This window comes from Chlamydia sp. (assembly GCF_017472245.1).
Classification (GTDB): Bacteria; Chlamydiota; Chlamydiia; order Chlamydiales; family Chlamydiaceae; genus Chlamydia.
In genome coordinates this window covers 48,737-72,662 of the sequence record NZ_JAFUQR010000005.1, presented here as the reverse complement: position 1 = coordinate 72,662, position 23,926 = coordinate 48,737, and the positions used below count along the sequence as shown (strand labels likewise).

Sequence of the window (23,926 nt, the reverse complement as noted above, 5' to 3'; positions counted from 1 at the left end):
GTTAGGGGAATAGTTTATGATTTCTTCGATAAATTCTTAAACCTATAAAATATATACAGACTCCCAAAGCTAATCCATTAACAATATAGCCGGGAAAGCTTATAGGAGTGAGGTTCGAGGATAATAATCCTACACGGTTGATAGGCCAAAAGATTCCTACTGGTGATCCTAAAAGATTCTCGACAGGAACAAAGCCAAAATCGCGACTATCAGCACTCATAGGGCAGTTATCTCCTAAGACAAGAACGTGTCCTTCTGGTATTTTCAAGCCAAAATTAGAAACAAAAGAGACAAACTCCTTTTTAGATTCTGGAGGAGGACCTCTATCAACAAATGCAATATAAGGTTTTTCTTCAGAAGATTGCAGTTCCTTTTCCTTTTCTGCGAGAACAAACTTTTGTAAAGCTGGGTCGCTTTCAATGAAAACCGGCGAATCCATAACAAACAAGTTCCCTTGATTGAAGAAGGCATAGCGGTTAGGGAAGGGGGCACACTGAGGATTTTTAGGGATATAGACGGTGTGGAAACTGATACCACAATTGAATAAATCAATAACTCGAGCATCGCTCAATTGTGTTAAAGGATGTGGTTGTTTGAGTTTTGTTCGGAAACCACCTAGATGGATTTTAAAAACGTCTCCTTTAGAAAACTCATAACAACCATCTGGAATATCTGGCATAGAAAGAGCAAACATTCTTGCAACACCAGAGGTATTAATTGGCGTAGGCTGGTATTTGTAAGCATACCCGTCAATTACAGTGAATCGGGATGTTGTAAGATTATTACGAATCAAATGAATATGTTCCTTCCTTAAAGGAAGAAGAGTTTTCATAGGTTCAATGGTAGGAATCAGTTGTGTTTCAAACGGATGTAGATGTGGATGAGGATAAGAGAGATTGGGAGTGTGTGCGATTTCTAGATAAGTTTCTGCAAGAGGAGAAGGGAGCATATGCGCTAATGCTGCTTGCTTTTTAGTAAGGATACGAACCATAGCAAAATTTTTTATGCCGAAAAGATCGGAATAGCTCATGGGTTCGTTGTGAGGTTCTTTTAAAGCAGAAGGAGTATCATTACGCCACTCATTTTTATAGAAAAATTGTCCATAAGGGGAGTTTTGGGGTAATGAAATTTTTCCACAAGGCATATAAAACTGGTTAAAGATCACATCCGTTTGGTCTTCTGAGCGAGAACAAATTTCTGTTGTTCCATCAAAAGAGATGTAGGGGACATGGTAAAGCGTTTCTGTATTTTTGAAGATGATAGGAGCTCCCCTGTGATCTATACCGTAAATTTTACCTCCATAGAAGTATAGAGTATCTCCAGGCTTGCCCATACATCGTTTTATATAGCGCTTTTTCCCAGGAATAAATCCAAAATATTTTGTATCAGCATTAGGGATGGGGAGATCTCCAACTGTGAAGACAACAAGTTCTCCTCGAGTGATAGACTCTGGTGTATAGCCGATACTTTTATTGCTAAAGGGTAAACGAAGTCCAAAGGTTGTTTTAGAGACAAGAATACGATCCTGTTCTAGAATGGTAGGGCGCATAGATCCTGTGGGGACTTCGTACAACTCAAACCAAAATTGGCGGATTAAAAAGGCTAAAGCTGCAGCGAACGTTAAGGTACAGATTAAATCACAAACAGCGCAAGTCTTTGATCGGGGAAATCTTTTCTGTATTACTTGAGCCTGCTTTGCGAGAAGAGAAGCGTCTTCTCTGTTTTGATCTAACACTGCTTCTTCGAGTTGTTGTAAGATTTCAAGTAATTCTTTTTGAGTATCCGGATAAGAGAGTATTTTTTTGCTTTTCAGCAATTTATAAGAGGAATGCAGAATACGACGACTCTTATTCAGGGAATATAAGCGACTCATATAGTTGCTCGTCATTAGGAGAGTTTAATGGTATTTATATTTAGACAACTTGGCCCACTTTGTCTATCACAAGGGCTCCCTAATTTCTAAGAAACTCATCATAAAATTAGGATTTACTTGACTCATAAGGAGTTCTTTAAGCCAAGGTTCATCTTACACAAAAAGGTTTTTCAGCACTACATTGAAACCTTTCTAGGTCTCTGTATAGGAGAAGAGATCTAAAAGTCTGGAAGAGTTGGATGCGGAGAAGTAGCTTGATGTCCTATTTCGATAGTTTTAAAGATGATGGCTCCCTTAGGAGTATCAATGCTGGTCCATAAGGGGAAGGGCAGACTTTCATCATTAGAGAAATACATCAGGATATGTTTCCCTGATAATAAAAAGGAGTCTTCAGGCCAAACAGAAACCCAAGCACTTGAGGGAATAATCACAGATTCTCCATTCAAAGATGTTTTTGGGTACCAAGGTGTACGCTCTTTCCCTTTGTATTTGATCAAATGCAAAGGGGCAGGAGTCAAGGGAAGTTGAAGTATTTTCACAAATACAGGTAAGGAATCTTTGTTCTGTAAGGCAGTCCATTGTGCATTTTTGAGAACAAAAATAGTGTGAGAATGCTTAGAAATTCGTAAAAGATACACTCTTTTCTGGGACCGTAGTTGCTGAAATGCTTTTTTCCAAGAAAGTTGTTCGGTCAATGCTTTTTCCTGCTGCATTAAAGAAGGGAATTCAGAAATCTCAACCCAAGTTGCTTCAGGAGATTTTTGACGAATTAAAAGAAAAATTTTTTGAACCCCTCGGCTAAGAACAGCATAGTCCCCAGGATGAGAGGATAGAATTTTTTTTTGAATAGAAGGCGGAGGAAATGAGTGGGCTTCAGCTCTTGGCATAGGTAGAAAAGCAAAGAAAAAAAGAAGATATTGAAGAAGCTCTCGAAGGTGTATTTTTTCTTGCTTTTTCATAAAATGTTCGGGTATGCTCTCCCTTCTGTTGTGTGAGATTTTCACATACTAAGGTAATGATTTTGGGGTTGTCAAATGAAAAAAAATACTCATCCTGAGTACAGACAAGTTCTGTTCGTGGATTCTTCTACTGGCTATAAGTTTGTTTGTGGTTCTACTTACCAAACGGAAAAAACAGAAGTTTTTGAAGGACAAGAGTACCCAGTTTGTTACGTCAGCGTTTCCTCGTCTTCGCATCCATTCTTTACTGGAAGCAAGAAGCTTGTAGATGCGGAGGGACGAGTTGACAAGTTCTTGAAGCGGTATAGTGGCGTTAAGCAAGTTGCTCCTAAATCTGAGACCGCTGTAGAAGAGCCTCTTGCTAAAGGTAAAAGAAAGGCTCCTGCTAAGAAGAAAAAGTAGGGCGTTCTAGTCTTTTTGTATATTTAGGGGCGGGGTGTGTTGTATATCCCGCCTTTTTTTGTATTTAAGAAGATTGGGAAGCAATCTGTGTGCAGTAAAGTCTAGAGTTCCCCAAAAAATGATTGTCAATGTACACTTTGATCTTCGAAAGACACAAGGATAAAGGCAAAAGAAGTTGTCTATGAAAATAAAAATTTTAGAATACTTAAAGCGTCTTGAAGAAGTTGAAAAGCAGATATCTGATCCGAGTATTTTCAACAATCCTAAGGAGTATAGTTCCTTAAGTAAGGAACATGCACGTCTTTCTGAGATTAAACAGGTTCATGAAGTTATTGTTGCTACTGAAAAAGTCCTTCAAGATGATAAGTTCGCCTTGTCAACAGAAAGTGATCCAGAAATCGTTGCTATGTTAGAAGACGGCGTTCGAGAGGGGGAAGCGTCTTTAGAGCGTCTTTCGAAACAATTAGAAAATTTACTTGTCCCTCCAGATCCAGATGATGATTTAAGCGTGATTATGGAATTACGAGCAGGCACAGGGGGGGATGAAGCGGCTCTTTTTGTAGGGGATTGTGTGCGGATGTACCATCTTTATGCAGCATCTAAGGGATGGGTGTGTGAGGTGCTTTCTGCATCAGAGGCTGATCTTGGTGGATACAAAGAGTATGTCATGGGGATATCTGGGACTGCTGTGAAAAGGTTTTTGCAGTATGAGGCGGGGACCCATCGTGTCCAAAGAGTACCAGAAACAGAGACGCAGGGAAGGGTACATACCTCAGCTATAACTGTTGCAGTTCTTCCAGAACCTGCAGAAGATGAGGACGAGGTGTTTATTGATGAAAAAGATTTGCGTATAGATACCTTTCGATCTTCTGGTGCTGGGGGGCAGCATGTGAATGTTACAGATTCTGCTGTGCGTATTACGCATATACCTTCTGGTGTTGTAGTCACGTGCCAGGATGAGCGTAGTCAACACAAAAATAAAGCTAAAGCTATGCGGGTATTAAAAGCTCGTATTCGTGATGCTGAAGTGCAAAAACGAGCACAAGAAGCTTCGGCCATGCGATCTGCTCAAGTAGGTAGTGGAGATCGTTCGGAAAGAATTCGGACATATAATTTCCCTCAAAATCGTGTGACAGATCATCGAATTGGTCTGACTTTATATAATCTAGATCGTGTAATGGAGGGAGAGTTGGATATGATTACCACAGCTCTTGTATCTCATGCACATCGACAACGATTTGGCAATGAAGAAACTGCTTAGAGAAGCCTCAGACTATTTATCTTCTCGAGGTATTCGGTTTCCTCAAAGGGAGGCCGAAGATATTATGATGGACTTGTTAAGGGTTTCTTCCAGAGGGGCTCTTTATCATATCGAATTATCCAATCATGAGCAGAATGTATATTGGAAGCGAGTGCAAAAGCGAGGAACTCGTTGTCCGACGGCATATGTTCATGGTCGGGTGTCTTTTTTGGGAATAGAGTTATTGGTAACTCCACAAGTTTTGATTCCCCGGCAGGAAACAGAAATTTTTGTAGAAAAGATTATTGGCTATTTGCAAGCCCATAGAGAAAAAGTTTCTTTTTACGATATTTGTTGTGGAAGTGGGTGTATTGGTTTAGCTGTGAAGAAACTATGTCCACATGTACACGTTGTGTCATCAGATATTAGCTCGGAAGCTTTAGCTGTTGCTAGGTCAAACGCAGAAAGAAATGGGCTTTCTATTCACTTTTTGCAAGGAGATTTGTTTGAGCCGTTCGATGCTCCTGCAGATGTGTTCGTGTGTAATCCTCCTTACCTTTCATATAAAGAATTTTTTGAATCAGATCCTGAAGTGCGTTGTCATGAACCTTGGAAGGCGTTGGTGGGAGGGGCTTCTGGTTTGGAATTTTATCATCGTATAGCTGCAGATATAGATAAAATTTTAGTGCCGGGAGGCATTGGTTGGCTAGAAATTGGTGCCACACAGGGAGAGTATGTAAAAGAAATTTTTCAATTAAGAGGAATCAAAGGGCAAGTGCTGAAAGATTATGCTCAGTTAGATAGGTTTTTTTTTCTTGAAAATCAAGCAAGTGATCCTGTATCCTCAGGGAGTTTTCTGGCTTTTCCGAAGAAATGATTAGTTCCTTATCGCAAAAATTATCCGGTATTTTTTCCTCGCTTTTTTCCGCAAAAAGGATAACAGAGGAGAGCATTTCTGATTCAATTAGAGAGGTTCGTTTAGCTCTCCTGGATGCTGATGTAAATTATCAGGCGGTTAAGGATTTTATAGCTAGAGTTAAGCAAAAAGTAATCGGGGAAGAGATATGGAAACATGTGTCTCCTGGGCAACAATTTGTGAAATGCTTGCATGAGGAACTTACCGCTTCTTTAGCAGCAGATCAGGCAGGTTTGTTATTGCGAGGGAATCCCGCAGTCATTTTACTTTGCGGGTTACAAGGGGCTGGGAAAACAACTACATGTGCCAAGCTTGCGGATTATTTGCTTCGAGAAAAGAAGGCAAAAAAAGTGTTGGTGGTTCCTTGTGATTTGAAACGTTTTTCTGCTGTGGAACAGTTAGAGGGATTGGTCAGCCAGACTGGTGCAGATTTTTTCCGAAAACAAGGAAATGATCCTGTGAATATGGCAGCGGAGGCTATCCAGTATGCGAAGGATCAAGGGCATGATTTGGTCGTTCTTGATACAGCAGGAAGGCTGCATGTGGATAATGTGCTAATGGATGAGTTAGTAGCTGTTGCTCATATGACGAAGCCTTGTGAGACGTTATTTGTTATGAATCTGGCCATGGGACAAGATGCTGTGGTTACAGCGAAAGCTTTTGACGAGCGTTTAGGACTTACCGGTGTCATTGTCTCAATGGCAGATGGTGACGCTCGTGCTGGAGCCGTGTTATCTGTGAGGGCTTTGCTTAATAAGCCGATTAAATTTGAAGGATGTGGAGAAAAGATAAAAGATTTGCGTCCTTTTAATGCACAGTCCATGGCTGAGCGTATTCTTGGAATGGGAGATACAATAAGTCTAGTCGACAAGATGCGTGAATGTATCTCTGAAGAAGAGAATAAAGAGTTGGAAGAAAAGTTAGTAAAAGCAACGTTCACTTATGAGGATTTTCATAAGCAGATACTTGCTTTTCGTCGTTTGGGACCTTTACGCAAAATTATGAATATGATGCCAAGTTTTGGCGGTGTAAAGCCTAGCGATAAGGATTTAGAAGAATCCGAGAAACAAATGAAAAGAAATGAGGCGATTATTCTCTCAATGACTCCTGAGGAAAGAAAAGAGTTGGTTGAGTTGAGTATGAGTCGGATGAAAAGGATCGCTGCGGGCTGTGGCTTAACTTTAGGTGATGTGAATCAGTTCCGTAAGCAAATGATGCAATCTAAGAAGTTTTTTAAGGGAATGACCCGAGAAAAAATGGAACAGATGAGTAAAAAAATGTCTGGAGGGAATCTGTGGCGTTAAAAATTCGTTTAAGACAACAAGGGCGAAAGAACCATGTTGTATATAGATTGGTACTAGCTGATGTGGAATCTCCTAGAGATGGTAAATATATCGAGCTATTAGGGTGGTATGATCCACATAGTGAGCAAAACTATCAGCTAAAAAGCGAACGGATTTTTTATTGGCTAAATCAGGGAGCGGAACTTACTGAAAAAGCTGAGGCTTTAGTCAAGCAAGGGGCTCCAGGGGTTTATTCTGAGTTGGTGGCTAAAAAAGTTGCTCATAGAAATGTTGTTAGACAAAAAAGACGTGCTTATCGTCAGCGTCTTGCAGCAAGAAGGGCTGAGGCAGCTGCTAAATAGAGATAGGCATAAGGAATGGAGATAGATATTCTTTCCCTATTCCCCGATTATTTCACTAGCCCATTGCAGGCAACTATTTTAGGCCGAGCGATTCAACGGGGAGTTTTATCTGTTCGCTCTCGGGATATTAGAGAGTTTGGTCTAGGAAAATGGAAGCAAGTGGATGATGCGCCTTATGGTGAAGAGGGGATGCTTCTAATGGCGGAGCCTGTTGTGCAAGCGATTAGAAGTATAAAAAGGGAAGGGACCAAGGTTGTATATTTGTCTCCTCAGGGAAGTCTTCTTTCTGCAAGAAAGAGTCGTGAACTTTCGTTGTGCCCGCATTTACTTTTGTTATGCGGACATTATGAAGGAATTGATGAGCGAGCTTTAGCTGCCGAAGTAGATGAGGAAATAAGTATTGGTGATTATGTCCTTACTAATGGTTGTGTGGCGGCTTTAGTCCTTATAGATGCGCTTTCTCGGTTTATTCCGGGGGTTTTGGGAAATCAGGGGAGCGCTGAGTACGATTCTTTGGAAAACGGATTGCTAGAGGGGCCCCATTACACTCGTCCTCGAGTTTTTGAGGAAGAGGAAGTCCCTGAAGTGCTCCTTAGCGGGAATCATCAGAAAATCTCGGAGTGGAGAAGACGGGTTAGTTTAGAAAGAACTAGAGAGCGAAGGCCAGATTTGTATTTGAAGTATTTTTATGGCAATAATGCTCATCTAGATGTACAGGAGGAGTTCCCAAAAATCAAAAATACCTTTCCTCAGGCTTGTTCTGTCATCTTGGAGGTTAGCGATCTTCGAAAAGCTAAGAAGTTTTATTCCAAAATGTTTGGGAAAGAGTGTTGGAAAGGAGATAGGTTGTTCTTTTTAGGAAAGATGGGTTTGTACCTGCAGCAAACAGAAGAAAAAAGGGGAATTACTCGATTATTGATAGAATTGGAATCGGAGCGTGATTTCATCCACTTTTTAAAAAAATGGGAAATGGCTGGCGGGAGACTTAGTGAAAAAGAGACAGAAGGCCTTCTTTTAAGACAAATTTTTGATTTAGATGGTCATAATTGGGTTGTCTCTTGTGTACAACAATGAAAAACATTTTTTAGGTGAAATATAATGGGGAACTTAATCAAGGAATTACAAGACGAGCAGTGTAGAACTGATCTCGCAGATTTCTGCGTTGGTGACACGATTCGTGTAGCTACAAACATTTCTGAAGGTGGTAAGGAACGTGTTCAAGTATTCCAAGGAACTGTAATGGCTCGTAAGGGCAGTGGTGCAGGAGAGACGATTTCTCTTCATAGGGTCGCTTATGGTGAAGGGATGGAAAAAAGTTTTCTACTTCACAGTCCTAAAGTAGTAAGTATTGAAGTTGTTAAACGTGGGAAAGTTTCGCGTGCACGGCTCTTTTATTTAAGAGGAAAAACAGGTAAGGCTGCTAAGGTTAAGGAGCTTATAGGACCTAGAGCTGCTAAGAAATAGGAAAAAAAAGAGAGAGGTAGCAGTAGTAATCTTTTTCTGCTGTTCTCAACGTTAAGAGACTGTTTTTATATGAAATCGATCGTTGAGCAGACTCTGCTTTTTGAAGAAAAAAGCATTTTTGAAAGGCAAGCTATCAAGCAAGGGTACTCGCAGATTGCTGGTGTGGATGAAGCTGGAAGAGGCCCTCTTGCAGGCCCCGTTGTTGCTGGGGCCTGTGTTTTGCCTAAAGGGAAGGTTTTTTTGGGGATTGATGATAGCAAGAAATTGTCTCCCAAACAGAGACGCTTCTTGTATGATCTTTTGCTCGAGGATCCCGAGGTTGTTTGTGGAATCGGAGTTGTCTCTGTTGAGCGAATAGATGAGATCAACATTTTGGAGGCGACCAAAGAGGCTATGATTCAAGCTATAGCTTCGTTGCGAGAGGTTCCAGATTTTTTGTTAGTTGATGGGTTGTATTTGCCTCACAAAATTCCGTCCTTGAAGATTATAAAGGGAGACGCTCGGTCTGTATCAATAGCTGCAGCTTCTATTCTTGCGAAAGAATATCGAGATGAGCTAATGCGGAATCTTCATTTAGAGTATCCCGAATATGGTTTTGATAAACATAAGGGGTATGGAACTGCGGCTCATTTGCAAGCTTTGAAACAGTTTGGTCCTTGTATATATCATAGAAAAAGTTTTTCTCCTGTAAAAGAGAGTATTCAAGAGGGAGTATGTCGGTAAAGGTGATTTCTCCATTTTCTCAAGATGGAGTTGAGTGCTTCCCCAAACTTTTTACTATTAGTGCTCCTGCCGGAGCTGGAAAGACAACGTTAGTTCATATGTTGCAAAAAGAGTTCCCTGCTGCATTTGAAAAAACGGTCTCTTCAACAACACGTTCAGCTCGTCCGGGAGAGGTGCCTGGCGTCGATTATTTGTTTATTTCTGAGGACAGATTTAAGCAGACTTTGGACGAGAATGGTTTTTTAGAATGGGTCTTTTTATTCGGCACCTATTACGGGACTAGTAAAGCAGAGATTTCTAGAATCTTCCAGAAAGGTAAGCACTGTATAGCAGTGATTGATGTACAAGGGGCATTGGCGTTGAAAAAGCACATGTCAACGGTGGCTATTTTTATTCAAGCTCCCTCTAAAGAGGAGCTTGAAAGACGTTTGAATGTTCGAAATTCAGAAAAAGATTCTCAGAAAAAAGCACGATTGGAGCATAGCGCTACTGAAATTGCTGCTGCCAGCCAATTCGATTATGTGGTTGTTAATGATGATTTGACCGCAGCATATCAAGTCTTAAAAAGTATTTTTATAGCTGAAGAACATAGGATAAGTCATGGCTAGAAAAGATCGGTTAACTAATGAAAAATTAAATAAATTATTCGATAGCCCTTTTAGTTTGGTTAATTATGTAATTAAACAAGCTAAAAATAAAATTGCTAAAGGAGATGTGCGTTCTTCCAATGTTGCGATTGAGGCGTTGAATTTTCTAGATCTTTATGGCGTTCAATCTGAGTATGTAGAGAGAGAAGATCGGGATAAACCTGTTTCAGGGGAGAGACGAAAAGACCAAGGCCTTGGAGCATCCAGAAGAAAGGATCCTTCTTTGTACAACTGGAGCGATGTGAAATAGTGCAATCTTCTCGTATTCTCATAACTTCTGCTCTGCCTTACGCAAATGGCCCTCTTCATTTCGGACATATTACTGGTGCTTATTTACCTGCGGATGTTTATGCACGTTTTCAGAGGTTGTTAGGAAAGGAAGTGTTATATATCTGCGGTTCTGATGAATATGGGATCGCTATTACTCTAAATGCAGAATTAGCAGGTATGGGGTATCAAGAGTATGTAGATATGTATCACAAGCTTCATAAGGATACCTTCGATAAACTTGGGATTTCTGTGGATTTTTTTTCTAGAACCACAAACTCCTATCATCCTGCTATCGTGCAAGATTTTTATCGCAACTTGCAGGAAAGAGGACTAATAGAAAATCGGGTGACGGAACAGCTGTATTCAGAGGAAGAAGAGAAGTTTTTGGCTGACCGTTATGTTGTTGGTACGTGTCCTAAGTGTGGGTTTGATCGAGCTAGAGGAGACGAATGTCAGCAGTGTGGTGCTGACTATGAAGCTAGTGATTTAAGAGATCCTCGTTCTAAATTAACAGGAACGTCTTTGTCTTTACGAGAGACGGAACATGCTTATTTACATTTAGAGCGCATGAAAGAGGAGTTACTGACTTTTACAGAAGGGATCTACTTACGTGCTCATATGCGTAATTTTGTGACAGATTACATCAAAAATCTTCGTCCCCGAGCAGTTACCAGAGATTTATCCTGGGGGATACCTGTTCCTGATCTAGAGAACAAGGTATTTTATGTGTGGTTTGATGCTCCAATTGGATACATTAGTGGAACTATGGATTGGGCAGCATCCATTGGAGATCCTGAAGCATGGAAGAAATTTTGGCTAGATGACAACGTGACTTATACACAGTTCATAGGTAAGGATAACACGTCTTTCCATGCTGTTATTTTCCCTGCTATGGAGATGGGGCAGTCACTTCCTTATAAGAAAGTAGATACTTTAGTTACTTCTGAGTTTTTACTTTTAGAAGGATTCCAGTTTAGTAAGTCAGAGGGCAATTTTGTAGATATGGATGCGTTTTTAGAAACGTATTCTTTAGATAAATTACGTTACGTATTAGCTGCTATTGCTCCTGAAACTTCAGATAGTGAATTTTCTTTTCAGGAGTTTAAGACACGGTGTAATTCTGAGCTGGTAGGGAAATACGGAAATTTTGTGAATAGAGTGGTTGCTTTTGCTGCTAAAAATGCGTGTAAAGAACTAGCAAATCCTCAGCTAGAAGAGAAGGATTTGGATTTCATCAAAAAATCCCAAAAACTTGTTAAGGAAGCTAAAAAGCATTATCAGCAATATAGTTTACGTAAAATTTGTTCAACGATAATGGAGTTAGCTGCTTTAGGGAATGGTTATTTCAATGATGAAGCCCCTTGGAGGCTTATTAAGGAAGGGGATTTGAAACGTGTACAAACCATTTTATTTGCTGCTTGCTATTGCCAGAAGTTGCTTGCCCTCATTTCCTATCCTATTATGCCGGAAACAGCGTTGAAGATTTGGGAAATGATCACACCAAGTTCTTTGGACTTGCAGTCACAAGATCTAGATAGGTTACAGTCTATTTGGACAAACGAGTTTTTCAACTATTTGGAAGAACGGTTTTCTTTGAAAGAGTCTGAGTTGTTATTCACAATGGTTGAGTGATTGTGACACTGCCTAGTTTGACGGAAGAGAGATTCTAATCGCTAATTAGAATCTCTTTTTTTTATGTAACGGTGAGAAAAGTCTGCAAGAAAGAATGGCATGCTCATACGATGTTGAATGACCTTATTGAGATATAAGGGATGTCTTCCCCCTAAATATGTCAACAAATTGTGCAAGAAGAGCAAAGAGAAGTTGAGGTGAGAAGAGAGTGCATGGCTTGTTGTAGTCCAGTGCAACGATGTTGGACTTTATCATTTCGTACAGCAATAGCAACAGCTTTCTTAGTACCAACTAAAATGACCAGTTTTTTCCCTCTTGTGATAGCGGTATAAAGAAGATTTCTATACAGCATCACATAATGTGAAGTATGGATTGGTAGAATAACACAAGAAGTCTCACTTCCTTGGTACTTATGTATTGAAGTGGCGTAAGCTGGCGTCAAATCATTGAGTTCTGTTTGTGAGTAGCAGACATAACGACCATCGACGCACGCTACTAAACTTTTTGTAGAAAGGTCGATGGATGCAACATAGCCGATATCTCCATTGAAAACTTCCTTATTATAATTATTCCGCGTTTGCATAACGCGGTCTCCAGTAGAGAAAGAATGGAACTTTCCTTGAATAAAGGGTTTATTAGGATTAAGGGCAGCTTTTAATTCTTTATTAAGATTTAAGATTCCTAAAACTCCCTTTTTCATTGGAGCGAGAACTTGAATATCTTTTGCTAGGATACCAAATTTTTTGGGGACAAAATCAGAAACAAGGTAAATGATATGCTTGACAGCTTCTTCTGGGTTCTCTTTTTGAAAAAATAAAAAATCCTTTTTCCCCGAGGAGCTATTCAAAACAGGGAATTCTCCTTGGTTCACTTTGTGTGCGTTCGTAATAATATTGGAATTCTGAAGTTGCCGGAAGATTTTGGTTAGGTAGGTCACTTCAATATGATGTGAAAGAATAAGATCTTTCAAGACATTCCCAGGCCCCACACTAGGAAGCTGATGGACATCTCCAATTAAAATGAGAATAGCATGGTTTGGTAGAGCGGCAAGGAACCTTTGAAGAAGAATCGTATCAATCATTCCTGACTCATCGACGATGACAAGATCACAATCAATGGGAGCTTCATGATTTTTTCGAAATGATAAAGTTTTGAAATCATACTGAAGTAACGAATGAATGGTTTGCGTGCGTTTCCCAGTGATTTCTGTCATGCGTTTTGCAGCTTTCCCTGTAGGCGCAGCAAGAATGATTTTTTGAGGAGAAGAGAGTTTTTCAAAGATAGATAAAATAGCTCGTGTGATTGTACTTTTTCCAGTTCCTGGCCCTCCTGATATGATGTGTATCTTTTGGGAAGAACTAGCATGAAGAGCTTCTTTTTGTTTTTCTTCTAATTTCAAATCAAGAAGGTGCTCAACATCGAGAATTGCTTCTTGCGTGTTAATAGACGGTATGCGCTTAGAAGAGAAAAGAAGTCTTCTTATATCTATAGCGATCTGTTGTTCAGCAAGAAAAAGCTGACGAGACCAAATGTAGGTATCGTTTTCAAGCTCTTTGATATAGACAGCTTTTTGCTTGGAGAGCAAGAGAATTTGTGTATGAATTTCTTCTTTATGTACAATTTTTTCAGGAGCATTCTCATTAAGAAGTTTTTCAACGAGGATAATAAAATCGTGAAGAGGGTAGCAGGTATGGCCTTCTTCCTGGAGTTCGTCTAGGGAATACTGTATACCTGCCACGATCCGGTTCGGAGAGTTAAGAGGGACTCCAAGACATGTAGCAATGAGATCTGCTGTTTTAAACCCTACTCCGTACATTTCTTTAGCAAGGGTAAAAGGATCTTGACAGACCTTATCAATAGTCTGGGTTTGGTATTTTTTATATAGACGTAGGCCATAGTGAATAGCGATCCCATGTCTCTGCAGAAATAACAGTGAACGGCGTAAGTCTTTTTGTTCTTGGAGCTGCTTAGAGAAATCTTCACAGCGAGCTAGAGAAATCCCATTTACTTGAGCTAATTTAGAGGGACATGAATCAAGAACTGTCAATGTTTCTTCTCCAAAAGTGGTAACGATTTTTTGGGCAAGCTTTGGACCTACTCCTTTAATTTGAGAATTTAGGTAAGCTATGATTCCTGAATCAGGGCTGTAGATTTTAGCCGAATGGAAGCGAAATACTAAAGCTCCACTAGCATCTACACTCCAGTGCCCAGTTAAATCGATGGGGGCTCCAATTTTAGAAAGCGAAGAGGGGATATTTCCACAAACAGTAACTAATGAATTTTTATAAGGGACTCGTAGAAAAGCATACCCCGTTTGATCAGATAGGGGGTCTTCTGGTAGGATAAGCTCCAAAATACCGGAAAGTTTCTCTTCGCAACCCATATTTTTTTTACTCTCTTGGAAATATTCGAATGTTAGAAAGGCTTAAGTCTGTGTCGGACAGTATTATAGACTCCGATAAAGCTACAAGCGGTATCTTTTATATTTACCCACAAAAGAAGTCCATGGAAAAATGAACCTTTCTCAGAATGTTTGTGCGGTCATTAGCAGTACTTTAAAAGGTAACCTTCATAATGTTGAGAAAAGCTTTTGTGAAAGTTACCCCAAAGTTTTTATTTAGCATGAATTGGATTCAGATTCTGAGGTTATTAAAGTGTCTGCGACAGGGTCTTGTGTGTTTACTTTTTTCTGAGCAAGAAGAAGGCAGAGGCTTGCTCCAAGCATTAGAGAGAATCCTAGACCTTCTTGGAAAGAGGGAACTTCTTGTTTGTACACATAAGATAGGATCCACCCAAAGATCGGTTCAAAGATAAGCAGAGCCCCTAGAAGGGCAGTAGACAGGTGGAGAGAAGCCTTGTTCCATGCAGAGATAGCTCTAGAGGAAGAAAAAATTCCCATTGCTGAGCAGAGAAGAATGAATAGCCATCTTTCTGAAAGAGGAGTGTGGAATAGAAAGTCCCGCGTGACGTGAGTAATTCCAAATAGATCTCCTAAAGCAATCAATGGAAGGCAAATAACAAGAGAGCTAATGCCTAGCATATGGCACCAAGTATCAGGAGAGATTTCAGGGTATTTTTCCAGAAAATCGTGGTTACATATGATATATCCCGCCCAAATGCTTGTTGCAATAATGACACACCCTAATCCGAACAGGTAAAGGAGTAACGAAGAGCTTGATTCCGATTGAAATTCAGAGATATTGGACAAAATAATTCCAACAACAATGATGCTACTCATACTAAGGAGAAAAGGGTAGGAGAGCACTTTTTTCTTAATATTAGAATAAAAAAGAATCGCGATAGGAGCTAATCCCGCAATGATTACAGTTACTGCAGATCCTGAGTAGCGGACAGCTTGTGCAATACCAAAATAATATACAATATTAATGAGAAAGGCCCACAATGTGCTAGTTTTCCAAAGTGAGCAAGGAACTGTTTTGAAAATATTTGAACGCTTATAAATAATCGTAATGAGTGAACAGATTCCAAAAATGGAATAACGAGTCAGTACTATATCTAAATCTGGGAAGTTCCCCAGCATACTAGGAATAACAAAAACGATACCCCAGTAAAAACAAGCCAAGAGGCTATAAAAGATACCCAAAGGCGTATTACGAGAGGATAACATGGGATTAGGGGAAGACATCATGCTTTGTAGGCTCTCCAGCTTAAAAATTGTATTGCTAAGACATTGTTAAAGAATAGAGAACTCGCGAGAACGAAAGGTTAGACAAAGACAAGAAGAGATGGTAAAAGGCCTCTCTTTTCTTTTTTTTCTCCTCTTCTTTAAGGGAGTGTATAGCCCTAAGGGACCATCAAAAGAATTATATTCTCATAAAGATTTTTCGTAAACAGGGGCAAGAAATGCTGTTTATTGCTTTCAGTAAAGATTTTAAAAGAGTTTATTATCAGTTATAAGTTTTGCTCTCAGGGAGAGGCAGACAAAGCTTTTTTTTGGTACAATGGAAGACGACTGGTTATAGAGGCTGAGTATGAAACGCATCTTGGTTTACTCAGATAAAGGAGTTTCTCCCTATTATCTGCGACATACAGTTCGTTGGTTAAAACAGGTTTCTGAATCTTTTGGGATGGAAGTGTGCCGTGTGAATGGGCAGTTTCTTATTCACGAGCCTTTTTGGGAAGAGACCACCCAGTTGCTAGTTGTTCCTGGTGGCGCGGATGTTCCTTATCATGATGTATTACATGGTTTGGGTACCGCCCGTATTGATAGTTATGTGAAAGAAGGAGGGCGTTATCTAGGGATTTGTGCAGGAGCCTATTTTGGTTGCGCTCAATTTTCTTTTCTTGAGCCTAATGGTTCTCTATTCGTTGCTAAGCGAGATTTAGGCTTTTTCCCTGGTGCAGCCAGCGGTCCTGCCTATGAAAGTGCATTTTCTTATACGAGCTCCTCTGGGGTTATGGCTGTTCCGTTGGTTTTTGCAGATTTTCCTGGTAGAAGCTTCTCATTGTTTAACGGAGGCTGCTATTTCGAATGTGCTGAACGTTTTCCTGAAATACGTATAGAAGCACGCTATGAGAATCTCCCAGGAAAACCTGCAGCAATTGTTTCTCGATGTTTGGATAAGGGCCTCGTTGTTCTGTCCGGGCCTCATATCGAATATCTGCCAGATTTTTGCTCTCTTCAAGAAGAAAATGTGGTGCGTGCTCGAGAACAAATTATCGCACATTCTTTAAATCTCGAAGAATACAGACGAGCTTTGATCAGGCGGTTGTTAACTAATGTCGTCGAGCACATTCTGTATTAAGATAGCTTCAACAGCTTCAGGATCAGCATATTGTGCATTAAATAGGAATGGTTTGATTTGTCCTAACAACCCCAACTTATCTTTTTCTTCCAATCCAGAAAGAATAATTGTTGTTAATTCTGTGTCACTAGCTGGTCGTTCAGGAGATAAGATTCTCATATTGGATACGTTGCAAGGAAGAGTGTAACACTGTTTCTTCATGAAAAGAGTAAAGAAGTCTTTATAATCCAGAGGATATATAGGAGCAAGAGACGGTCCTTCTTCTTCTTCATAACCCTGAGTATGTATAGAGGCAGATGGTTTTTCATATTCAGCTATAGTTGCGTAGCGCAGCTGCTCTAGCGCACAAAAGAGAGCTAACAATTCCAAAGCTCTGGCTTTAGGGGTTTGTAGAGGAGTTTTCAAAGGTTCGAGTAATAAAACTCCCGTTGATAAGCTGTGCTCTATGATTTGAACGTAGTATGTAAAGAGTCTTTTAAAACTTTCTTCCTGATCCAAAGAAGTTTGGGTTTCTTGAATGGGAATAAAGAAGGCGCTGGCTCCCTCATTGCAGGATTGCAAGAAAACTCCTTTTCTTCCTTGGCGCACGACAGGATTTCCTGGAGGCAGTTGGTGTGCATAGCTTAACTGGCAGGTGAGCTCATTAGATTTTGCAAGATAGGTATGAAGAAGCTCGAAGTTCAAAGTCGAGAGAGTGATAGAGAACGGAAGATAAGGATTTCTCAGGATCACCGTGCTCGTTTTATGTGAATCTGATGGAACAATTTGTGGCGTCCAGTCTATCAAGGCTGCGGATAAGAGTTTATCTGGGTTCTCGAAGAAAAACTGTTTGTATTCAGGACAAGCTCCTTGGAAACAGTTTTGTAAATTGGGATGAGGGAATAAGCTCGAGATACCTTTTGGCTCTGTTTTTAAAAAATCTATTAGAGAAGGGGAGAGGGAAGGAATAGACTTAGTATAAGAAAGAAAATACTGCTTTCCATAAAAAGTCAGTACTCGACATCCGAAAAAACTAACTACAGAAACTAGTAAAGCGAAGCAGATCCCTGAGACAATAAAAATAGGAGGCCCCGCTAAAAAGAAACCACATGCTGTGACGAACCCTATCATTAGGGAAAGTAGGATAGAAAAAATGATAAAAGCTTTAGTTTTTAACTGTTCTGTAATGAAAGAAAAGATATCTTTACAAGAAGAAACGGAGAGACTTTCTATTGGGTACATAACGCTACCAATCCTTTAAAAGAAAAATAAAATGTTATAAGGATCTCTTAGCTTTTTACTCTGTCGGTATAAAGCTGCTTAGAAAGTATGCCCCCTTGGAATATTCTCTTAAGGATGGATAAGAAAAAGTTTCTGTTCAGGAAAGCTCGATCTTTCTCCATCGAACAAAGTATAGAACCAAGAGTTACAGATTTTACTAAGCCCCCTCAAAAATATTAATAGGGAATAGTTCTCACTCAAGATATATGACGCAACACCCCAAAGCTATGCAAAAAGAATTTCTGATGGAACATCAAGAGGAACGAAAGACTCCGGAGGATGGGTTCGAACCAACGACCAATGGATTAACAGTCCACTGCTCTACCGCTGAGCTACTCCGGAACAATTAAAGCAGCATTGTGCATGAGAAGGGAATAAAAAGTCAATCAATTGCGAATGAGATTTTTATTTTCAGGAATTTTTTGTGGTACAGAGGGATCCTGAAAGCAAATTTTCTCATAACCTTTAGGAACTAAGCCAAGCTTTCGAATCAAAGCTAATTCAACGACAGAGGGGTTGTCCCATGAAGCAAGATGTGTACTAAATTCTTGTTGTTGATCTAAAGCTTCTTCTAAACGAGCTTTTAAATGAGCAACACGCTGTTGCAGCCTGAGCTCTTGGGTGCATAACTGGGAGATAGCTCTGTCATATACAAAGCCACCTCCAAGTAGATAAAGAATCAGCCACCAAGAGCGAATGACAATTTCTTCAATATACCCGAACCAGGAAATCCGTTTTTTACCCATTATGTGAGTACAGGAAGGGAGAGTTTATACGAAAGGAATAGTGATGCCTTGTTGTTTTTGATATTTCCCTTGCCGTTCAGCATAAGAAACGTCACAGGCAGAGTCTCCTTCAAAGAAAAGAACCTGAGCAATTCCTTCATTGGCATAAACTTTTGCAGGAAGAGGAGTAGTATTAGAGATCTCAATAGTAACGTATCCTTCCCATTCGGGTTCAAAGGGAGTAACATTCACGATAAGGCCACAACGCGCATAAGTTGATTTCCCAATGCAAACAGTGAGGACATTGCGGGGGATTCGGAAATATTCAACGCTTCGAGCTAAGGCAAAAGAGTTTGGAGGAATAACACAAACATCGTCTGTTATTGAAATGAGTGTGTCTTCAGTAAAACATTTTGGATCGACGAGTGAATTATATACGTTAGTAAAAACTTTGAATTCCCTAGATATACGTAAATCATATCCGTAGCTGGACAAACCATAGCTAATCAGTTTTTCTCCAGTTTCTGGATGCACCTTCACTTGACTGTCAGCAAAAGGCTCTATCATACCTTCTTCTATTGCCATTTTGCGAATCCAGTTATCTTCTTTGATCCCCATAACTTCTCTCGATTATTTTTTTATGTCCATGCTCTTTGGAAAAGATTATTACCAGAAAAAGAGATGAAACTCTCAGTACTACAGCATGTGCAATTGTATGAAAAGACGCAACGTTTTAATAGCTTAATGAAGCGTTTTTTTCTCTTTAAATGTATTTTATATAGAGGAAGGGCTCTATACAATGGGCAAAGGAATTTTTTGACTTCAGTGATTAGAGAATGTCAAAATAAGCTTTTTCATTTTCTACCAACGAACAACTAACTACTACGAATAAATGTATGACTCATAAAATTTCTGTTTTACACCAAGATAAAAAGTTTGATTTTTCTTTAAGGCCAAAAAAACTAGCGGAGTTTTGTGGGCAAAAACAGCTAAAAGAACGATTGGACTTATTCCTTCGAGCTGCTGTTCAAAGGAATGAGGTTCCTGGGCACTGTTTGTTTTATGGTCCTCCAGGTTTAGGGAAGACTTCATTAGCTCATATCATCGCTGGTACGATAGGGAAAGGCTTAGTGATTGCTTCTGGTCCTCAATTACTTAAACCTTCAGATCTCATAGGACTGTTGACCGGATTACAAGAAGGAGATGTTTTTTTTATCGATGAGATTCATCGTATGGGTAAAGCTGCCGAAGAATACCTTTATCCCGCGATGGAAGATTTTAAGGTTGACATTACTTTGGATTCTGGTCCTGGAGCTCGTTCTGTTCGTCTTGACTTAGCTCCTTTTACTTTAGTTGGAGCTACTACTCGAGCAGGAATGCTCAGCGAACCTTTGCGTACACGTTTTGTTTTCACAGGACGGGTAGATTACTATGATGACGAGGATCTAGTTGCTATTCTTTCTCGTTCTGCGCAGTTGCTGGATATAGAAGCGAGCAAAGAAACTTTACTAGAAATTGCTAAAAGAGCACGTGGTACTCCACGTTTAGCGAATAATCTGCTTCGATGGGTACGGGACTTCGCTCAAATGCGGGAGGGGAATAGTATTAATAGTGCTGTAGCAGAAAAAGCTTTAGCTATGTTATTAATAGATAACTTAGGGTTAAATGAGATTGACATTAAGCTCCTCTCTGTGATGATTGATTTTTATCAGGGAGGCCCTGTTGGGATGAAAACCCTCGCTATGGCTGTAGGAGAGGATGTCAGAACTCTGGAAGATATGTATGAACCTTTTTTGATTTTGAGAGGATTAGTTCAGCGAACTGCAAGAGGCAGAGTAGCGACTCCTTTAGCATATAAACATCTGAATAGAGACTCAAAAGACAGTTGGAGAGAAGAATAAAGAATGAAAAAGTTGAATCTACTCATGCTGCTGGGAGTTTTTTGTAGTGTTGGGGTTGTTGGCGATGCTGATGTAAAGGTATCAGATGCTTTGTCACAGTCCATTCTCGTAGAGCCAAAAATTCGTGTCCTACTTCTCGGAGAAAGTACAACTGCCTTAGTTGAGGCTAAGGGAGCGTTTTCAGTATTTGGAGATGGTGAGCTTTTACAGGTTTGCTCTCAAGGGCAACGTTGTGCTGCTCATGCTTTATATGGAGGGATTCGTTGGGGTGAAAATTATCCAAATGTTGAATGCTTAAAAATCGAACCTCTTGATGGTACTGCATCGTTGTTTGTTAATGGTATTCAATACAAAGGTGCTGTGTATATTCACAAAACAGAGAGAAACTGTTTATTCGTAGTTAATGAACTTGCTGTAGAAGATTACCTAAAATCCGTTCTTTCAGTGAAGTATCTGAAAGAATTAGATAAAGAGGCTTTGTCTGCTTGTGTTATTTTGGAGAGAACTGCCTTATATGAGCGTCTTTTAGCTGGTAATGCTAATAGTTTTTGGCATGTAACTGCTCAGGAAGATCGTTATGGGGGATTTGGGGTTACATCACAGTTTTATGGAGTAGAGGAAGCTGTTGACTGGACATCCCGATTAGTTTTAGATAATCCGGAAGGACTAGTTTTCAATGCGGATCATCTGTTGCAAGCTAATGTAGATCGTTTAGCTATAGAAGGTTACAATGCTCGGCAAATTTTAGAAAAATTCTACAAAGATGCAGACCTGGTAGTCATCGAGTCTTGGGAAGACGATAGTAAAAACGCTTAGTGAGTAGTGCTCATTGCTTTGCAGGAAGATTGCCTGAAGTGCAAAGCAATGAGGCTTTCTTCTTCAACTTAATCAAGCCCCCTTTTTTCTACTGATAGCAACTAGAGAGCTATAGGGTTCAAGAGAGAACTTAGGAGATAGGATCTGCGAGGAAAAGCCCGTTGTGCTATCAACAATTTTCTCATACGCCAAGTGCTCTTGTCTAAGTTTAGGTAAGGCGACTTCGATGCGATTATTTCCGCTGTGAAATGCTATGAATAAGCTGTAATTAGGATGCTTCAATTCAAAAGCTAAATAGTGATCTGGAGCCCATTCTCTAGGAGAGCCTTTTGCATTCAACCAAATGACGGTCTCATCTGATAAAAAATTGGTATTGAATAACTCTGCATATTCCTTACGTAAGGCGATCACCTGACACAAGAAAGAGAACAGCTCTTTTTTTTCCGTTAGTCGATTCCAAAGAAAATGATTAACCTTAGTATCTAGGCACCAGGGGTTATTATTCCCATAAGCGGTGTGTGCATACTCATCCCCAGATTTTATCATAGGGATTCCTTGTGACAAAAACAGAGCAAGAAAGAAATTTCTCATTTGCCGTTCGCGTAATAGGCAAATATCTGGATCTGTAGTTTCTCCTTCACAGCCAAAATTATAGCTGTAGTTGGCAGAAGTGCCATCAAGATTATGTTCTCCGTTCTCTTCATTGTGTTTATCATTATAAGATACGGTATCATAAAGAGTGAATCCATCATGCGAGCAAATGTAATTGATGGAGTTGACTGATTTTCCTTTTGGATAAATATCATGAGAGCCAGCTATACGAGAGGCAAACGAGCTGGCCTGATGAGCATCTCCATTAAGAAACGCTTTTACATGGTCGCGATAACAACCATTCCATTCACTCCATCTCGTTGATATGGAAGGGAAATGACCCAGCTGATACAGTCCTCCTGCATCCCAGGGTTCGGCAATAAGTTTGGTTTCCGATAAAATAGAATCAGACGATATCGCTTGTAAAATAGGAGTGAGTGGAAGGGGAACTCCTTGTGAGTTTCTGGAGAAGACGGAAGCTAAATCGAAACGGAACCCATCCACGTGCATTTCCTGTACCCAATAGCGCAAGGCATCAAGAATCCATTTAAGAGCCGTGGGAGTATTTGTATTTACTGTATTTCCACACCCTGAGAAATTTAGAAGATCTCCATGATCATTGACCATGTAGTAAGATTCAAGATCTATCCAAGGGAGAGGACAGCTCGTTCCTTCAAATCCCGTATGATTGAAAACAACATCTAAAATTACTTCTATTCCAGCACGGTGTAGTGCTTTAACTAAAGTTTTGAATTCTCGGGCTGGAGCACAAGGATCTGCTCCATAAGTATAGCGGCGAGAGGGACAAAAAAAGTTAACAGAAGAGTAGCCCCAATAGTTACATAGATGAGGAAGATCCTTATTTTTGAACGGGTGAATCGTCTCATCAAATTCAAAAATAGGAAGCAATTCAACAGCATTGACTCCCAATTGCTTAAGATGATCAATCTTTTCGATGATTCCCAGGAAAGTCCCTGGATAAGAGGCTTGAGAAGAAGGATCTTGAGTAAAGGATCGAACATGCATCTCATAGATGAAATAATTTTCTTTTGAGAGATGCAAAGGAGTGTCTCCTTCCCAGTCGAAATCCTCCTGTTTTAGGTAGCTGAAGGCATAATCTTTCGCTTGTTTAGGGGAGCCAAACAATTGTGGAGAATAAATATTCTTAGAATATGGGTCTGCAATATAGGCATCTGTAGAGAATTTTTGAGAATTGGAATCTGCTTGCTGTAATTTGTAAGCATAGGACCACTCACTAGAGATTCCAGAGATTTCAATATGCCAGATAGCTCCAGTTCTGTGATCCGTTGGGGAAAGAGGAATCTCATGAATATTTGAAAAAGGGTCTAATAACACTAGGATCACTTGGTGAGCCTGAGAAGAAAATAGAGAGAAACGGTAGCGATCCGTGGAAATTTTGTGAGCCCCAAGAGGGAGGGGGGAGGTAGGATGAACAGAGAAAGACTCCATAGCAAACTAAAGCGTTAACAAAAAATCAGAATGACGAGGCAAAGAAAAAGAATAGAATTTTGACACAAAAGGAAGAGAGAAAACTCTTCCTTTTGTCACACGTAAGCAAAAATTATGCGCGAATTCCTGCTGGAGGAGGTTGAATACCGCCACTTCCTCCTTGAGGCATTTGTGGCATAGTATCAACGGTAGGTTCCCGTCCAGCGCTGATATCAGCACAAACAGTGCGCCATTTCACAACGGTTTCAATGAAAAGTTGCGCAAAAGCTTTGAGTAGGTTGGTCTCTGCATACTTCATGTCTAAAACACAGTGCATCAAGATCAACTGTTCTTTTGTAGCAACTCCTACCCCTCCACCAGCCATTTGGCCTCCGAGCATAGAGCCTTCTAATAATTTTTCATACAAAGCTAACTTTCTTTGCGGATTGTCTGGAAGTCCGTCAAGAAGAGGTGCGTAAACATAGAGGCGATCAGAATGTTCTTCGTAGGTTAGGTGAAGAGAAAACTCTCCATCAACAAACAAAATGCACGTATTATTCTGATCGAAAGCGACGTCGGGAAGTTTAAGCTCTTTAGCAAAATTTTTTAGATTTTCCTCAGCATTCTGCCTGGACATGAGGGAATCT

General features: G+C 40.1%; 23 protein-coding genes and 1 tRNA gene. 14 read left to right on the top strand and 10 right to left on the bottom strand.

The features are described 5' to 3' along the window. Position 1: 1 nt before the first annotated feature. A complete protein-coding gene (gene lepB, locus IJ490_RS01410) occupies positions 2-1,888 on the bottom strand; it encodes a signal peptidase I (protein ID WP_291892185.1) in 1,887 nt (628 codons plus the stop codon). Between the two features lie 203 nt (positions 1,889-2,091). After that, positions 2,092-2,832: a hypothetical protein gene (locus IJ490_RS01405; RefSeq protein ID WP_291892182.1), complete on the bottom strand. Its 741-nt coding sequence runs from the start codon at positions 2,830-2,832 to the stop codon at positions 2,092-2,094. Between the two features lie 75 nt (positions 2,833-2,907). On the opposite strand from IJ490_RS01405, the gene IJ490_RS01400 reads away from it, so the two are divergent. The 11 genes from IJ490_RS01400 (at position 2,908) to metG (ending at position 11,771) form a co-directional block, all read left to right on the top strand. Next, a complete protein-coding gene (locus tag IJ490_RS01400) occupies positions 2,908-3,234 on the top strand; it encodes a type B 50S ribosomal protein L31 (protein ID WP_291892180.1) in 327 nt (108 codons plus the stop codon). A gap of 181 nt (positions 3,235-3,415) precedes the next feature. Next, positions 3,416-4,495 (top strand): peptide chain release factor 1, encoded by a 1,080-nt coding sequence (prfA, locus tag IJ490_RS01395; protein ID WP_291892177.1) that lies wholly within the window; start codon positions 3,416-3,418, stop codon positions 4,493-4,495. After that, positions 4,479-5,351 carry a peptide chain release factor N(5)-glutamine methyltransferase gene (gene prmC / locus IJ490_RS01390; RefSeq protein ID WP_291892174.1) on the top strand — a complete coding sequence of 291 codons (873 nt, stop codon included), beginning with the start codon at positions 4,479-4,481 and terminating at the stop codon, positions 5,349-5,351. The genes prfA and prmC overlap by 17 nt, the downstream gene beginning before the upstream one ends. Next, positions 5,348-6,694 (top strand): signal recognition particle protein, encoded by a 1,347-nt coding sequence (ffh, locus tag IJ490_RS01385; protein ID WP_291892170.1) that lies wholly within the window; start codon positions 5,348-5,350, stop codon positions 6,692-6,694. Before prmC ends, ffh begins: the two co-directional genes overlap by 4 nt. Continuing rightward, the gene (locus tag IJ490_RS01380; RefSeq protein WP_291892166.1) at positions 6,685-7,035 is read left to right on the top strand and encodes a 30S ribosomal protein S16; all 351 of its coding nucleotides are present in this window, start codon (positions 6,685-6,687) and stop codon (positions 7,033-7,035) included. Before ffh ends, IJ490_RS01380 begins: the two co-directional genes overlap by 10 nt. 15 nt (positions 7,036-7,050) lie before the next feature. Further along, positions 7,051-8,109: a tRNA (guanosine(37)-N1)-methyltransferase TrmD gene (gene trmD / locus IJ490_RS01375; protein WP_291892163.1), complete on the top strand. Its 1,059-nt coding sequence runs from the start codon at positions 7,051-7,053 to the stop codon at positions 8,107-8,109. Positions 8,110-8,133: 24 nt separating this feature from the next. Continuing rightward, positions 8,134-8,499, top strand: coding sequence for a 50S ribosomal protein L19 (rplS, locus tag IJ490_RS01370; RefSeq protein WP_291892161.1), 366 nt, complete (start codon positions 8,134-8,136; stop codon positions 8,497-8,499). Positions 8,500-8,568: 69 nt separating this feature from the next. Then, positions 8,569-9,222 carry a ribonuclease HII gene (locus tag IJ490_RS01365; protein WP_291892158.1) on the top strand — a complete coding sequence of 218 codons (654 nt, stop codon included), beginning with the start codon at positions 8,569-8,571 and terminating at the stop codon, positions 9,220-9,222. Next, positions 9,213-9,830 carry a guanylate kinase gene (gene gmk / locus IJ490_RS01360; RefSeq protein WP_291892155.1) on the top strand — a complete coding sequence of 206 codons (618 nt, stop codon included), beginning with the start codon at positions 9,213-9,215 and terminating at the stop codon, positions 9,828-9,830. Before IJ490_RS01365 ends, gmk begins: the two co-directional genes overlap by 10 nt. Then, positions 9,823-10,119, top strand: a complete 297-nt coding sequence (locus IJ490_RS01355; protein ID WP_291892152.1) for a hypothetical protein — start codon at positions 9,823-9,825, stop codon at positions 10,117-10,119. The genes gmk and IJ490_RS01355 overlap by 8 nt, the downstream gene beginning before the upstream one ends. Beyond that, positions 10,119-11,771 (top strand): methionine--tRNA ligase, encoded by a 1,653-nt coding sequence (gene metG / locus IJ490_RS01350; RefSeq protein ID WP_291892148.1) that lies wholly within the window; start codon positions 10,119-10,121, stop codon positions 11,769-11,771. Before IJ490_RS01355 ends, metG begins: the two co-directional genes overlap by 1 nt. 160 nt (positions 11,772-11,931) lie before the next feature. Here the strand turns inward: metG and IJ490_RS01345 are convergent, their stop codons facing one another. After that, the gene (locus IJ490_RS01345) at positions 11,932-14,154 is read right to left on the bottom strand and encodes an ATP-dependent RecD-like DNA helicase (protein WP_291892145.1); all 2,223 of its coding nucleotides are present in this window, start codon (positions 14,152-14,154) and stop codon (positions 11,932-11,934) included. A 234-nt stretch (positions 14,155-14,388) separates the two neighbouring features. Next, positions 14,389-15,420: a DMT family transporter gene (locus IJ490_RS01340; protein ID WP_291892142.1), complete on the bottom strand. Its 1,032-nt coding sequence runs from the start codon at positions 15,418-15,420 to the stop codon at positions 14,389-14,391. 343 nt (positions 15,421-15,763) lie between these two features. Between IJ490_RS01340 and IJ490_RS01335 the strand changes: the two genes are divergently transcribed. Further along, positions 15,764-16,537, top strand: a complete 774-nt coding sequence (locus IJ490_RS01335; RefSeq protein WP_291892139.1) for a BPL-N domain-containing protein — start codon at positions 15,764-15,766, stop codon at positions 16,535-16,537. Here IJ490_RS01335 and IJ490_RS01330 read toward each other — a convergent pair. From IJ490_RS01330 to dcd, 4 genes are all read right to left on the bottom strand, one after another. Beyond that, positions 16,505-17,758 (bottom strand): hypothetical protein, encoded by a 1,254-nt coding sequence (locus tag IJ490_RS01330; protein WP_291892136.1) that lies wholly within the window; start codon positions 17,756-17,758, stop codon positions 16,505-16,507. The genes IJ490_RS01335 and IJ490_RS01330 overlap by 33 nt on opposite strands. Positions 17,759-18,067: 309 nt before the next feature. Next, positions 18,068-18,139: transfer RNA gene (locus IJ490_RS01325), tRNA-Asn, on the bottom strand. A 44-nt stretch (positions 18,140-18,183) separates the two neighbouring features. Further along, positions 18,184-18,543, bottom strand: a complete 360-nt coding sequence (locus tag IJ490_RS01320) for a hypothetical protein (RefSeq protein WP_291892133.1) — start codon at positions 18,541-18,543, stop codon at positions 18,184-18,186. 24 nt (positions 18,544-18,567) lie between these two features. Continuing rightward, the gene (gene dcd, locus IJ490_RS01315) at positions 18,568-19,140 is read right to left on the bottom strand and encodes a dCTP deaminase (protein WP_291892130.1); all 573 of its coding nucleotides are present in this window, start codon (positions 19,138-19,140) and stop codon (positions 18,568-18,570) included. Positions 19,141-19,418: 278 nt separating this feature from the next. Here dcd and ruvB point away from each other — a divergent pair, with 278 nt between their 5' ends. Continuing rightward, positions 19,419-20,423 carry a Holliday junction branch migration DNA helicase RuvB gene (ruvB, locus tag IJ490_RS01310; protein WP_291892127.1) on the top strand — a complete coding sequence of 335 codons (1,005 nt, stop codon included), beginning with the start codon at positions 19,419-19,421 and terminating at the stop codon, positions 20,421-20,423. A 3-nt stretch (positions 20,424-20,426) separates the two neighbouring features. Beyond that, positions 20,427-21,239 carry a SpoIID/LytB domain-containing protein gene (locus tag IJ490_RS01305; protein WP_291892124.1) on the top strand — a complete coding sequence of 271 codons (813 nt, stop codon included), beginning with the start codon at positions 20,427-20,429 and terminating at the stop codon, positions 21,237-21,239. A gap of 72 nt (positions 21,240-21,311) precedes the next feature. On the opposite strand, the gene IJ490_RS01300 is transcribed toward IJ490_RS01305, so the two are convergent. Together IJ490_RS01300 and IJ490_RS01295 are read right to left on the bottom strand one after the other, a co-directional pair. Next, positions 21,312-23,300, bottom strand: coding sequence for a glycogen-debranching protein (locus IJ490_RS01300; protein ID WP_291892121.1), 1,989 nt, complete (start codon positions 23,298-23,300; stop codon positions 21,312-21,314). Positions 23,301-23,412: 112 nt separating this feature from the next. Continuing rightward, positions 23,413-23,916: a type III secretion chaperone Slc1 gene (locus IJ490_RS01295; RefSeq protein WP_291892117.1), complete on the bottom strand. Its 504-nt coding sequence runs from the start codon at positions 23,914-23,916 to the stop codon at positions 23,413-23,415. Positions 23,917-23,926 lie beyond the last annotated feature (10 nt).

Coding starts and splice junctions, on each gene's coding strand:
- dcd (WP_291892130.1), bottom strand. CDS start 19,140: ATGGGGATCAAAGAAGATAACTGGATTCGCAAAATGGCAATAGAAGAA.
- IJ490_RS01365 (WP_291892158.1), top strand. CDS start 8,569: ATGAAATCGATCGTTGAGCAGACTCTGCTTTTTGAAGAAAAAAGCATT.
- ruvB (WP_291892127.1), top strand. CDS start 19,419: ATGACTCATAAAATTTCTGTTTTACACCAAGATAAAAAGTTTGATTTT.
- IJ490_RS01335 (WP_291892139.1), top strand. CDS start 15,764: ATGAAACGCATCTTGGTTTACTCAGATAAAGGAGTTTCTCCCTATTAT.
- gmk (WP_291892155.1), top strand. CDS start 9,213: ATGTCGGTAAAGGTGATTTCTCCATTTTCTCAAGATGGAGTTGAGTGC.
- IJ490_RS01355 (WP_291892152.1), top strand. CDS start 9,823: ATGGCTAGAAAAGATCGGTTAACTAATGAAAAATTAAATAAATTATTC.
- ffh (WP_291892170.1), top strand. CDS start 5,348: ATGATTAGTTCCTTATCGCAAAAATTATCCGGTATTTTTTCCTCGCTT.
- prmC (WP_291892174.1), top strand. CDS start 4,479: ATGAAGAAACTGCTTAGAGAAGCCTCAGACTATTTATCTTCTCGAGGT.
- IJ490_RS01345 (WP_291892145.1), bottom strand. CDS start 14,154: ATGGGTTGCGAAGAGAAACTTTCCGGTATTTTGGAGCTTATCCTACCA.
- IJ490_RS01305 (WP_291892124.1), top strand. CDS start 20,427: ATGAAAAAGTTGAATCTACTCATGCTGCTGGGAGTTTTTTGTAGTGTT.
- lepB (WP_291892185.1), bottom strand. CDS start 1,888: ATGACGAGCAACTATATGAGTCGCTTATATTCCCTGAATAAGAGTCGT.
- prfA (WP_291892177.1), top strand. CDS start 3,416: ATGAAAATAAAAATTTTAGAATACTTAAAGCGTCTTGAAGAAGTTGAA.
- IJ490_RS01320 (WP_291892133.1), bottom strand. CDS start 18,543: ATGGGTAAAAAACGGATTTCCTGGTTCGGGTATATTGAAGAAATTGTC.
- IJ490_RS01405 (WP_291892182.1), bottom strand. CDS start 2,832: ATGAAAAAGCAAGAAAAAATACACCTTCGAGAGCTTCTTCAATATCTT.
- IJ490_RS01400 (WP_291892180.1), top strand. CDS start 2,908: ATGAAAAAAAATACTCATCCTGAGTACAGACAAGTTCTGTTCGTGGAT.
- IJ490_RS01330 (WP_291892136.1), bottom strand. CDS start 17,758: ATGTACCCAATAGAAAGTCTCTCCGTTTCTTCTTGTAAAGATATCTTT.
- IJ490_RS01300 (WP_291892121.1), bottom strand. CDS start 23,300: ATGGAGTCTTTCTCTGTTCATCCTACCTCCCCCCTCCCTCTTGGGGCT.
- trmD (WP_291892163.1), top strand. CDS start 7,051: ATGGAGATAGATATTCTTTCCCTATTCCCCGATTATTTCACTAGCCCA.
- IJ490_RS01340 (WP_291892142.1), bottom strand. CDS start 15,420: ATGATGTCTTCCCCTAATCCCATGTTATCCTCTCGTAATACGCCTTTG.
- rplS (WP_291892161.1), top strand. CDS start 8,134: ATGGGGAACTTAATCAAGGAATTACAAGACGAGCAGTGTAGAACTGAT.
- IJ490_RS01295 (WP_291892117.1), bottom strand. CDS start 23,916: ATGTCCAGGCAGAATGCTGAGGAAAATCTAAAAAATTTTGCTAAAGAG.